Source organism: Paenibacillus sp. Soil750 (genome assembly GCF_001428045.1).
GTDB classification, from domain to species: domain Bacteria; phylum Bacillota; class Bacilli; order Paenibacillales; family NBRC-103111; genus Paenibacillus_E; species Paenibacillus_E allorhizoplanae.
In genome coordinates, this window is record NZ_LMSD01000007.1 from 171,960 (window position 1) to 183,807 (window position 11,848).

Sequence of the window (11,848 nt, forward strand, 5' to 3'; positions counted from 1 at the left end):
GTTCTACAACACCTCATTCATATATAATCCGAGCACGGCAAGCACTAAACCTACGACCCAGAAAGTAATTACAACTCGCCACTCAGACCATCCAACCAACTCAAAATGATGATGAATCGGACTCATTTTGAACACGCGTTTTTTCCTAGTTTTAAATGAAACAACTTGAATGACAACAGATAAAATTTCAATTAAGAAAACTCCGCCAATAATAGCTAGAAGAAGTTCTGCTTTCGTTAAGATGGCAACGGCAACAAGTCCACCACCGATTCCCAAAGAGCCGGTGTCACCCATGAATACTTTGGCAGGATGCGCATTGAATACTAGGAACCCGAGTACGGCACCAACCATTGCTGCTGAGAAGATTGCTGCTTCAGGCTGTGTATTATTCATGGCAATAATCGTGTATGCCCCAAATGCAATTGCACTTGTCCCCGCTAACAAGCCGTCCAAGCCATCTGTAAAGTTAACGGCATTCGAAGCGCCTAGCATCAAAATAGCCATTAACGGGAAATACAACCAACCCGCATTCATATGATACGAAACGAATGGCACATAAATATCTGTGCTGTGTCCTTGCATAACGAGTAAATAACAGACAATGGCTGAAATCAATAATTGACCAAAAAGCTTTTGCTTTGCTGTAAGTCCCAATGAACGCTTAAAAATAATTTTGATATAGTCATCAAGGAAGCCAACAAGTCCATAACCTAATGAAGCTAATAATAAAATGAGTAAATCTGTATTTTTATCAGCAAAACGAAGTGTAGCCAAGGAGAGCGCGAGTAAAATAATGACGCCGCCCATCGTTGGTGTACCTTGTTTTTTGAGATGTCCCTGCGGGCCATCCTCACGAATTTGCTGACCAAATTTCATTCGTCTTAAAATAGGTATACATAATGGCCCCATGATTAGCGCAAGCACAAATGCCACACCCATTGTTAATAATACTGCGTTTTCCACGTTGGTTCCCCCTGCTCATTTCCGTCACTCTATTTCATACATGCAATTCGATTTCGTTAATTAGGCTAATAAGCTATGGACAACCTGCTCGAGCCGCATCCCACGCGAGCCCTTCACGAGCACGAGATCCTCGGGCTTTGCGAGTGCTGCGAGCTCCTCCGCGAGCTGCGCCTTGTCGTCGTAGGCGCGTACTTGCGCCTGCGGGAACTGCTTCGCCGCTTCCTCCGCAATGAAGCGGCCGAGACGCCCGAACGTGAAGACGTAGTCTACACGTTCCGGAGACAACATCGCGCCAATGCCGCGATGGAACTGCTCTTCGTGCTCGCCAAGCTCCAGCATGTCGCCGAGCACGAGGAACTTCCGACCGAAGCCGCTCAGCTGCTCGGTCAGGGCAATAGCCGCCCGCATCGAGGCGGGGCTGGCGTTGTACGCATCGTTAAGTACGGTCAGCCCAGAGGCTGCCGTGAGCTTCTCGATGCGCATGCTTGTCATCTGCAGCGCGCGAAGCCCAGCTGCAACAGCACTTGGCGTGACGCCGAAGGCCTCGCCGACGGCAATGGCTGCGAGCGTGTTCACGACGTTATGCGTGCCAAGCAAGGGAATAAATAATTCCTCGTATCCGGGGGAATTGATGGTGAAGTAAGCGCCATCCGCATCCATGCGGATATCGGTTGGGTAGCGATCGTTATCGTGGCTTTGGCCGAAACGAATGCGCCGCAAGCCCTCTGGCAGATCCAGTTCGCCAAGTGCTTGTTCAATTAACGGCTCATCCCCGTTATAAATGATCAAACTGTCAATTCGCATGCCGGTAACAATCTCCGCTTTCGCACGGGCGATTTCATCTCTAGAACCTAGCTGAAGCATGTGTGACTCACCAATCATGGTGATAATAGCAGCTTCAGGCTCTGCGATTTCAGACAATAAAGCAATTTCGCCGCGTCCGCTCATGCCCATTTCGACGACTGCAAATTGCGTCGTTTCTTCAAGAAGCAGGAGTGTAAGTGGTAAACCAATATGGTTATTCAGGTTTCCCTTTGTTTTATGAACTTCATAAGTACTGCCTAGAACAGCTGCAACCAAATCTTTGGTTGTCGTCTTCCCATTACTTCCTGTTATGCCGATGATTCGTACAGAGAGCTCTTGGCGGTAAGCTTTGGCCAAACTCTGAAGTGCTGCAAGTGTATCCTCGACTTGAATGTTAGGGATACTGCTTGGCGCAGGACCATGGTCAACTTGCCAGAGAATAGCCGCAGCCCCTTTCTGATAAGCATCTTCCGCATACTGGTGACCATCAAAATTTTCTCCGATAAGCGGGATAAACAGACTGCCAGCCTGAATCGAACGTGTATCCGTAGAGACTCCTTTAATCAAAATGTCGCCATGAACATCGGACACCTCGCTGCGGAGCATCGTTGCTATTTGACCTAATGTACGCTGAATCACTGTGTTCTCCCCTTTATCGCAGCCTTAGCCACCAAACGATCGTCGAAATCATGCTTGACACCCATGATATCCTGATACGTTTCGTGGCCTTTTCCCGCTATCAATATTACATCTTTAGGGCCTGCCTCTTCAATAGCCTTTTGTATCGCTTTTTTACGATCAGCCAGTAAGATATACTGATTTTCTGGGTAATTAACTTCTTTGAGCCCCGGTTCAATATCTGCCAAAATCGCATCTGGATCTTCCGTACGAGGATTATCAGATGTCACAAATACAAAGTCGCTATAGTGTGCTGCAACTTTCCCCATGATTGGGCGCTTCGTTCTGTCACGATCACCGCCACAGCCGAAAACGGTGATTATTTTCCCTTCGGCAAACTCACTTACCGTGGAGAGGGCATTCTCTAAACCATCCGGCGTATGCGCATAGTCGACCAACACTAGGAAATCCTGGCCCTCGTTGACAACTTCCATTCTACCTTCTACTACTGCGATACGTCCTAAACTAGTACAAATGGCCTCCAAGGGAATCCCTTCCGCTAAGGCAGCAGCGATCGCCCCAAGCACATTGTACACGTTGAATTTTCCTACCAATTGCATGCGAATGAAAGCTTCTCCTGCAAAAGAATGCAGCTGAAACTCAGTCCCCTGTGAAGTCATCCGAATATCGGAAGCCCGCACATCACAATCGTTTTCAATGCCGTACGTAATCACTTGTGCAGCTGTCAAGCGATGGAACGTCTGTGAAGCCTCATCATCAACATTAAGGATGGCATATTGGCGAGCATTCGGATCCGCTGAGAAACCATTACCAAGTCGAGAGAATAGCAATCCTTTCGCTGCCGCATAGCCATCCATCGTTTTGTGATAATCCAAATGATCCTGTGTCAAATTCGTAAATATGCCTGAACGGAATTGAATCCCCTTCACTCTTCCCATATCAAGACCATGAGAAGAGACTTCCATGATACAATAATCAGTCCCCGTATCCGCCATTTTCCTTAGAATACGTTGTAGTTCCAAAGCTTCCTGTGTATTCGTGGCTTTATTTTCTATGTATTCATCACCAATTTTGATATGGATATTGCCCATTAACCCTGTTACATAGCCTTGATCCGCGATAATTTTCTCCAAAATATACGTTGAAGTTGTTTTACCGTTCGTCCCTGTAATTCCGATAACCTTGAGCTCTTTGCTTGGATATCCGAAGAAATGGGCGGAAAGAGCCGCCATCGCATATCTGGCATCTTTTACAACGAGTTGAGGGACTGGTACGTCGAGCACTCTCTCCGTAACAAGCGCAGAAGCCCCAAGCGCAATCGCTTTGGGGGCATAGTCGTGGCCATCAGCTGTCAATCCAGGGATGCAAAGAAACAAATCTCCCTGATTTATTTTACGAGAGTCTGCCTCAATTCCCGTGATCTCCGTGTCTTTATCGCCATGTATGTGGGTAATGAGCAGTGCGGAAGCAAGCTCCTGCAGTTTCATAAGCAACCCTCTCTTCCTAGATTTATCTATCTATTATGGACAATTTTATGCAAGTAGAAAAGCTAAACATGTCTTCTTTGTAAATCTTTTTTTGAGTGATGTGCCAGATCTCTATTTCTCTGGATCCACATTGGATAAGAAGATACGAATCGTAGAACCCTGATCCACACGTGAGCCTGCTTTAGGTGCTTGAGAGATGACATACTTCCCATTCCCAGATTTGGCTAACTTAAAATTCATGTTCAGGTCTTCTAATATATCATCAACTGACGCTCCAACCAAGTCCGGCACTTCAACAATTGGAATTTCACCATAGCGATATTCTTTATCAAGTTGATTTTTGTCTGGTTCAACCTTCATGTAACGCAGGGCATCTGCCATAATATCTCTAACTAATGGCGCTGCAATCAGGCCTCCGAATTGAATGCCTTTCGGATCATCCACAGCCGCATAGACAACGATCTTCGGATTATCCGCTGGCGCAAAGCCAATGAATGACACGATATGCTCATCAGGTGAATAACGTCCATTAATAACCTTCTGGGCTGTTCCTGTTTTTCCGCCAACACGGTAGCCGTCAATAAATGCATTGCGACCTGTCCCCTTCGCGACGACGCTCTCGAGCGCTTCACGAACTTGTCTGGACGTATCCTCTGAGATAACATTCCGAACTAACTCTGGCTCTACAACATCGACAACTTCACCAGTATCTGGATTGGAAAAGGATTTTGCAACATAAGGCTTAAATAGTTTACCGCCATTGATCGCCGCTGAGACCGCAGTAATTTGCTGGATCGGTGTCACAGAAACCCCTTGACCGAAAGCGGTTGTTGCCAACTCCACAGGACCTACTTGCGATGGTTTGAACATGATCCCATTCTCTTCACCGCCGAGATCAATTCCTGTCTTCTTACCAAAACCAAATCGGGAAATATAGTCAAATAATTTCTCTTTGCCTAATCGCTGCCCCATCACAACGAACCCCGGGTTACAGGAATTTTGAACAACCTGCAGCATCGTTTCACTGCCATGTCCACCACGTTTCCAACAACGTAACCGAGCGCCCCCAACTTCAATCGAACCTGGATCGTAGAACTGTTCATTCTTTAGATCTACTTTCTTTTCTTCTAGTGCTGCGGCAAGGGTAATTATCTTAAAGGTAGAACCAGGCTCATACGTTTTCCAAATCGGTAAATTCCGATTATACGTTTCAGCCGGCGACGCCATATATTTGCCTGGATCATATGTCGGTCGGCTGCCCATTGACAGGATCTCACCAGTATTCGGATCCATCATGATGGCAATGACATTCTGTGCTTGATACTGCACCATCGCTTGATCTAACGAACGTTCCATCACCGATTGCAGATGGCTGTCGATGGTCAACTTCACATTTAGCCCATCTTTAGGGGCTGTGTAGGTATCCGTTGTACCAGCCAATTTCCGTCCAGCTGCATCTGTCATATAAGCAATATTGCCTGCGATACCTGTCAGTTGTGAGTTATATTTCGACTCAATCCCCGTTAACCCTTTATCTATCCCTGCGAAGCCTAGGATATGCGCTGCAAGTGAACCATAAGGATAGTAGCGCTTATTATCTTCCGCTACGATGATGCCAGGCAGTTGCAAATTACGCACTTCCTGCGCCTTTTCTATTGTAATTTTACGGCCCGAAGGCTTTATATAGTTTTGCATTTCTTTCTTGGTAATTTGTTTGTATATGTCCTCTTCATTTCCATCCAACACTTCTGCCAGCTTAGCGGCTGTGGCGTGAGCATCTTTAATTTGAATAGGAATCGCCACAAGAGTAGGAGTACTCATACTATACGTAAGTGTCAAGCCATTACGGTCTTGAATTTCGCCTCGTTTGGGTGCAAAACCAATTTCTCTTCGCCAACTGTTCTCGGCCAGCTTCGCGAGGTCTTGTCCGATCCAAAGTTGAACATAGGCTAGACGGATAATAAGTGCTGTAAAGATGACAGTTCCAATGATTAACGCCGTAAACAATCTGCGACGAACGGTAACGTTAGAAGCCCGCATGAACGTTCAGTCTCCCTTCCCACTATTGTCATGTTCATTCCTAACATGACTATTCGGGACAAACAGGGGTTAGAACAAGCTGTTCACTAACGTTGTTTATTTGCTGTCGTTGTCGTTCGTTGTGATTCCGTTTTGGCGTTAGGCGTTGGTGACGGCGTCGGTGAACCTGTAGGCGTTGCAACTGGGTTTGATCCGCTTGCCGTATCCGATTTATCACTTAACGGTTTAAGTTGCAGCGTTACGCCACGACCTTCACCTGCAGCGGATTGCTCAGATACATACCCTTCCCCAGAGGTTTGACAATCAATTTTGAAGAAAGAACATGTCTCAACAGCGTCTCTCAGGGATCTGCCAACAAGATTCGGAAGCGGCATTTCCTCGACAGGTTGCATGGCAACGTAAATATGCTGCGTTGATAGAATTTGAGTGCCAGCCTTCGGGAATTGATCAACAACCTTCTCACCTTTACCGAACACCTCAAGTGATAGACCAATATCTTTGGCAGTCTCTTTAGCGCTTGTCGATGAAACATCTAACAAATTCGGTACATTCAGACGATTCGCTTCTTTGGTGATCGTTTTCGGCTTTTTACTTGAGGCAACGCCCATGTACTGCAAAGACTCACCCACGATTTCTTTGAACGCAGGCGCTAGGACTTGACCGCCCAAATGATAATTCCCACCCAAATCAGGCTGATCAGCGATAAGTGTAATTAAAATCCGTGGATCTTCTACTGGCGCATAGCCAATAAACGAGATTACCCATGTATCGGAAGAGTAGGTTTTTTCACCAGGAAGTACGATATTCGCCGTCCCTGTTTTTGCTGCTATCCGATAATCCTCCATATAGGCAAGTTTACCTGTTCCGACTTCTTGATCCGAGACGACTTGTTCCAAGTAGCCACTCACTTGCGTTGCCGTTTGCGGACTCACGACTTGTCTGATTACTTGAGGTTCATACGCCGTGATTACTTTGCCTGTTTTAGGATCAAGAATGTCCTTCACAATGTGCGGCCACATCAATTTACCACCATTCGCAATGGCTGCATACGCTGCGGTTTGTTGGATGGCTGTAACTACGACTTTTCCTTGCCCGTATGTCGCTGTTGCGTACTCAGACGGATATTTCATGTCAATTAGACCTGATACTTCTCCTGGCATATCGATGTTCGTTTTTTGATCGAAACCAAACTTATTAATATAATCGCGTAGTTTATTTTGTGTTAACTTCTCAATTCCTAGCTTTACAAAAGCAACGTTACTAGACCTCTTCAAACCTTCTAAGAAGGTGATTTTGCCCCACCCGACGAGATTATGGTCATGGAGAATACGGTCTGATACTTTAATCGAACCCGATTGATAGGTTTCTGTCGGATTAAACAATCCCTCTTCCACCGCTCCTGCTAGGGTAACTAACTTAAATGTAGATCCAGGTTCATATCTGGAAGAAACGGCGCCATTTCTAAAATCTTTCTGTGGATCATAGTTCCAGTACGTATTCGGATTAAAGTTCGGCGTGTTTGCCATCCCTAGAATTTCCATCGTTTTCGGATCAACCGCGATAGCTGTCAGGCTTTTGGGATGCCACTTGTCATTGACTTTCGTCAAGGCGCTCTCTAAATAAAACTGTATGTTTTTGTCGATCGTGAGTCTTACATTGTTTCCGTCTTCCGCAGGTTTAAAGTTGACTTTGGCATCGGGAAGTTCTACACCTTTACCATCCTTTTCATAACTTAGCATCCCTGGAATACCCTTAAGTGTGTCGTTTAATTTCAACTCTAGGCCAAGTGATGCTTCACCTTCTTTGTTCGTATACCCTAGAATATGGGACGCCAACGTTTCACCCGGATAGTATCTCTTCTCATCTTCAAGAATTGAAATCCCTACGCTCGCTCTGGTGCCTAATTTGAGTTTCGTTTGTAGGTTGGCAATGAGCACGCGAACTTTATCCGCTTTCTCTTTCTCAATCTTCCAACCTTCGTTACGCACTTCAACATTGGCAGCGAAGTCTGTACCATCGAGTTTTTTTTTCGTTGCCCTCTCGCGAATCTTATTTACGAGTTCTGCACGAGACGCTTCGGATTCTTTCAAAATATCCGCTAACCCCTGAGTCACATCCTCAGCAATGTGCAAAGCATCTATCACTTTCGGATTTAGCGCAATTGTATAAGCTGTTGCTTCTACGGCGAGCACCTTATCATTACGATCCAAAATCGAACCGCGTACGGGAGCCAGCACTTTATCTGTTTCCCATCTTTTCTCAGCTTTCTCTAGCAACCAGGATGCTTCTACCACTTGAATCCAATAGACTTTAACCATGAGGACAACAAAAAGAAGGGTGAAAAACCCTCCAAGTAGCAAAGAACGTAACTTAATTTTTTTTGTCATATGAGTACCTGCCTGTTACGGTTTAGAAGCAGCTTTCGTACTTTTGCCACTCGTTGTAGCTGTCGTTGTACTAGATTTCGTTTTCGTAGATTGAGCAACGATTTCACCTTGCTTCACATCTTGTAAATTAAACCCGAGGCGTACGGCTTCCTCTTTTAAACGATCTGGACTTTGCAGTTTCTCAACTTCTTGCTTAAGCGCGCTGTTCTGTGCTTGAATTTCACGGATTTCACCTTGCATTTTCAAAATATTCGCATTCATCTGATAAATCGCAGCAAACCGCCAAATGATCACGCCAGCAACAATAACACAGAGTACAACTGTGAATAAGTAGAGCATTTTCTCTTGCGCTGGCAATGAGGAATTGCGGTAAACAACCTTGGTTGTTTCTTTTATCTTAACACGTTGTTGTTGATTCGGTTTACGTTTCGGATCAAGTGCCAAATTGCCTTGAATATATGATGACATCGCTTATTCCTCCCTTGGTCAAAGCTTTTCTGCTATTCTTAATTTTGCCGATCTGGCTCTTTGATTGACTTCTAATTCATGTTCACTAGGTAGAATTGGTTTACGTGTAACGAGCTTCAAATCCCCAGCCTTCTCACAAACACACATTGGAAAAGCTGGCGGGCACGTACATTTCTCCACATTTTTCACGAAAAATTGTTTACAGATGCGATCCTCCAAAGAGTGAAACGTAATGACTGCAATCCGCCCTTGAGGTGCCAAACAGTTAAGTGATTGTTGAAGCGCTTCTTCAAACGCGCCTAGTTCGTCGTTTACTGCGATTCGTAATGCTTGGAAACTGCGTTTCGCTGGATGTCCACCCGTCCGTCTTGCGGCAGCTGGGATCCCCTCTTTGATCAATTCAACGAGTTCCCCCGTTGTTTCAATCGTTTTCTTCTCTCTTGCCTCCACAATGACTCCAGCAATTCGTCTCGAGAACTTTTCTTCCCCATATTCGAACAAAACTTTAGCAATTTTGTCAGCTGGCCATTCATTCACGATCGTTTTGGCCGTGAGGAGCGTATCTCGATCCATTCTCATATCAAGCTCAGCATCATGGTTGTAGCTGAAACCACGATCACCATCATCCAACTGTGGAGAAGATACACCTAGATCGAACAAAATGCCGTCAACCTGGGGTCTGCCATCTTTCATAGCTTTGGGTACTCCGCGCAATACATGCTCGATTTCTCGAAAATTGCTTTTGATAATGGCTACACGATCTAGATAGGGTGCAAGCACCGTTTGCGCATTGGCTAGAGCAACATCATCTTGATCAAGGGCAATGAGTAACCCTTCTGGTCCTAGTTTGGAAGCGATAAGAGAGCTATGTCCCGCGCCTCCCATCGTACAATCCACGTAAACGCCATCTGGTTTTATATGTAAACCTTCTACAGATTCTTCTTTAAGTACAGTCACATGATGAAACACTCGTTGTCCTCCTAAAAGTTTTGCCTTGGCAAAACTGACTTCGTAAGCATATTCTTAAACACTAAATTTCTATAAATCAAAATTAAAATCGACCAGCTTCTCTGCTATTTCATTGAATGACTGTTCAGACTCATTGGCATAGCTTTCCCAAACTTGCTTACTCCAAATCTCCACACGATTAGAAACTCCGATAACGACACAATCTTTTTCTAACTTGGCATGGTCGACGAGATTGCTTGGAATGTTAGCTCTCCCTTGCTTATCAAGCTCACACTCTGTTGCACCAGAGAAGAAAAACCGGGTAAAAGCACGTGCATCTGATTTCATTAATGGCAATGCTTTCAGCTTCTGTTCGAGAATTAACCATTCGGATTGCGGGTATACAAATAAGCACTGATCTAAACCACGTGTGATGACAAAAGCTTCGCCAAGGGCTTCACGAAATTTAGCCGGAATAATCATTCGGCCTTTCTCGTCAATGCTATGTTGATATTCACCCATAAACATAGCATCAAGTCCCCCTTTCCCTCCACTTTGTACCACTTTTCACCACATTTGAATCAATATTCGCTAAAAATAAAAGAAATCCTGCTTAGTTAGCAGGATTAATTAAATTTATTTCGTTTTTTAGGTCTATTCTGTGCCTTTTGTTCCTTGTTCCGTATCTTCAAGTGTATTTTCAGATACTTGTTGCTCCTTCAGTTTTAAGCGCAATTCCTTCAATTGCTGGTTCCGCTTGCGTCTGTATACCCAGATTGGGAATGAAATAAGAAGTAATATCACCAAAACGGGCACCGCGGCAGCCAGGAAAACGAGGACACCTTGCATCACAGCGACCAGAACATTCAGGCTAGAGCCCCATGCTTTTTCAACACGTTCTGCTAGAGTTAGTTCATTCGGGTCAGAAAGCAACGGTTTTTTTCCTGTTTGTTGATACATGCGCAGCTCGATGGTGGAGTACGAAACATTTTGATCCAAGTAACGCATTCTGCCTTTGATTTGCTCAATCGCCTCTTGTACCTTGGCAAGTTCATTAGAAAATGCTAGCAAATCATCTGTCTTCGTTGCTTTCTCCATAAAGCTAAGCAATCTAGTTTCAACAAGCTGTTTGGCCGTCAAACGAGAGCTAAGATCTACGTACTCTTCCGTCACGTCCTGCCCTTGTACATTCCTTTGGAGCGCTGGGCTTATCTTTTCTAGTCCGTCCAGCATGGATACAAAACCATTCGCTGCGACTTTAATCGTATAAGTACCACCCTTTTCACCGGTATTCGCACTCTCGGAAAACTGCAAAATGTAAGCTCCGCTTAATGCAACGAGATCCCGCAGCCGGGTTTGAGCATTACTATAGTCTTCAACTGGCATCACGAGATTAGCCCGATAAATTAGTTTGCGGTTAAAACCAGCCTCCTGGTCGTTCCCGCTAGCAGGCATCACAACATTTGGCGCAGCTGCCTTCCCTTCCGTTGTAGGAGCTTTCGTTGTGGATTCCTTTGCCATAGCTGCTGGAGCTGCGTTGCTTGCATTCACTTGTTTAGCGTCGGTAAACTGATCTGCTGTCGCACCTGACGTTTGCACGCTGTTCAATTCGCCTTTGGAAGCTACGCTGGACGCATCTTGTTTGCTCTCAGATGTGGAACCGCATCCCGCCAGCACCCCCAATGCCAATAAACACGTAACAATCATAATGGCTAAGCTTGCTCCTCTTATCTTTATCCTCATTGCAACACGCCCCCAATTTCCATTTATAGGTTATACACCCTTCAAACGGAATGTTCAACTCGAAAGTTGCATGGAAACAACGTGGATTGCAATAAAAGAGATAAAGATTTTCGAGACAGTTGAATGTTTTAGTAATTGGGGTGACATTGCTGGGCTTGCTGGGGTGTATGATGCCGGGGACTTTTAGGAGTTAGCTGGAAAAAGTACAGTTATTTTAGATGAATATCATTGAAATATTGATTTAGATGTATTTCATGTAGTTAATTATCCCTTTGCACTTAGAATTAATAGTGGACGTCTCTTAGTGTAGAAGTGATAATAATCTTAACTATTAACTAAGAGGTGTCTTTCCATGAGCGAATCAAGACA

General features: G+C 45.0%; 9 protein-coding genes. All 9 read right to left on the reverse strand.

Annotated elements, in window-relative coordinates; translation table 11 throughout:
* Positions 1-3: 3 nt before the first annotated feature.
* Positions 4-939 (reverse strand): phospho-N-acetylmuramoyl-pentapeptide-transferase, encoded by a 936-nt coding sequence (gene mraY, locus ASL11_RS08990; RefSeq protein WP_056612703.1) that lies wholly within the window; start codon positions 937-939, stop codon positions 4-6.
* A gap of 84 nt (positions 940-1,023) precedes the next feature.
* Positions 1,024-2,406, reverse strand: coding sequence for a UDP-N-acetylmuramoyl-tripeptide--D-alanyl-D-alanine ligase (locus ASL11_RS08995; RefSeq protein ID WP_056612662.1), 1,383 nt, complete (start codon positions 2,404-2,406; stop codon positions 1,024-1,026).
* Positions 2,403-3,893 (reverse strand): UDP-N-acetylmuramoyl-L-alanyl-D-glutamate--2,6-diaminopimelate ligase, encoded by a 1,491-nt coding sequence (locus tag ASL11_RS09000; protein WP_056612664.1) that lies wholly within the window; start codon positions 3,891-3,893, stop codon positions 2,403-2,405. The genes ASL11_RS08995 and ASL11_RS09000 overlap by 4 nt, the downstream gene beginning before the upstream one ends.
* A 111-nt stretch (positions 3,894-4,004) precedes the next feature.
* A complete protein-coding gene (locus tag ASL11_RS09005; RefSeq protein WP_056612666.1) occupies positions 4,005-5,933 on the reverse strand; it encodes a stage V sporulation protein D in 1,929 nt (642 codons plus the stop codon).
* Between the two features lie 86 nt (positions 5,934-6,019).
* Positions 6,020-8,320, reverse strand: a complete 2,301-nt coding sequence (locus ASL11_RS09010; RefSeq protein WP_082595337.1) for a penicillin-binding transpeptidase domain-containing protein — start codon at positions 8,318-8,320, stop codon at positions 6,020-6,022.
* A gap of 15 nt (positions 8,321-8,335) precedes the next feature.
* A complete protein-coding gene (gene ftsL2, locus ASL11_RS09015; protein WP_056612668.1) occupies positions 8,336-8,788 on the reverse strand; it encodes a cell division protein FtsL in 453 nt (150 codons plus the stop codon).
* Positions 8,789-8,806: 18 nt separating this feature from the next.
* Positions 8,807-9,757 carry a 16S rRNA (cytosine(1402)-N(4))-methyltransferase RsmH gene (rsmH, locus tag ASL11_RS09020; protein ID WP_056612670.1) on the reverse strand — a complete coding sequence of 317 codons (951 nt, stop codon included), beginning with the start codon at positions 9,755-9,757 and terminating at the stop codon, positions 8,807-8,809.
* A 69-nt stretch (positions 9,758-9,826) separates the two neighbouring features.
* Positions 9,827-10,264 carry a division/cell wall cluster transcriptional repressor MraZ gene (gene mraZ / locus ASL11_RS09025; RefSeq protein ID WP_056612672.1) on the reverse strand — a complete coding sequence of 146 codons (438 nt, stop codon included), beginning with the start codon at positions 10,262-10,264 and terminating at the stop codon, positions 9,827-9,829.
* A gap of 126 nt (positions 10,265-10,390) precedes the next feature.
* Entirely contained in the window at positions 10,391-11,479 is a 1,089-nt protein-coding gene (locus ASL11_RS09030) for a DUF4349 domain-containing protein (protein WP_082595338.1), read from the reverse strand.
* Between the last annotated feature and the right edge of the window lie 369 nt (positions 11,480-11,848).

Bases quoted from the DNA above. Each gene is read 5' to 3' on its own strand.
- mraY (WP_056612703.1), bottom strand. From the start codon at position 939: ATGGGTGTGGCATTTGTGCTTGCGCTAATCATGGGGCCATTATGTATA.
- ASL11_RS09030 (WP_082595338.1), bottom strand. From the start codon at position 11,479: ATGAGGATAAAGATAAGAGGAGCAAGCTTAGCCATTATGATTGTTACG.
- ASL11_RS09000 (WP_056612664.1), bottom strand. From the start codon at position 3,893: ATGAAACTGCAGGAGCTTGCTTCCGCACTGCTCATTACCCACATACAT.
- ftsL2 (WP_056612668.1), bottom strand. From the start codon at position 8,788: ATGTCATCATATATTCAAGGCAATTTGGCACTTGATCCGAAACGTAAA.
- ASL11_RS09005 (WP_056612666.1), bottom strand. From the start codon at position 5,933: ATGCGGGCTTCTAACGTTACCGTTCGTCGCAGATTGTTTACGGCGTTA.
- mraZ (WP_056612672.1), bottom strand. From the start codon at position 10,264: ATGTTTATGGGTGAATATCAACATAGCATTGACGAGAAAGGCCGAATG.
- ASL11_RS09010 (WP_082595337.1), bottom strand. From the start codon at position 8,320: ATGACAAAAAAAATTAAGTTACGTTCTTTGCTACTTGGAGGGTTTTTC.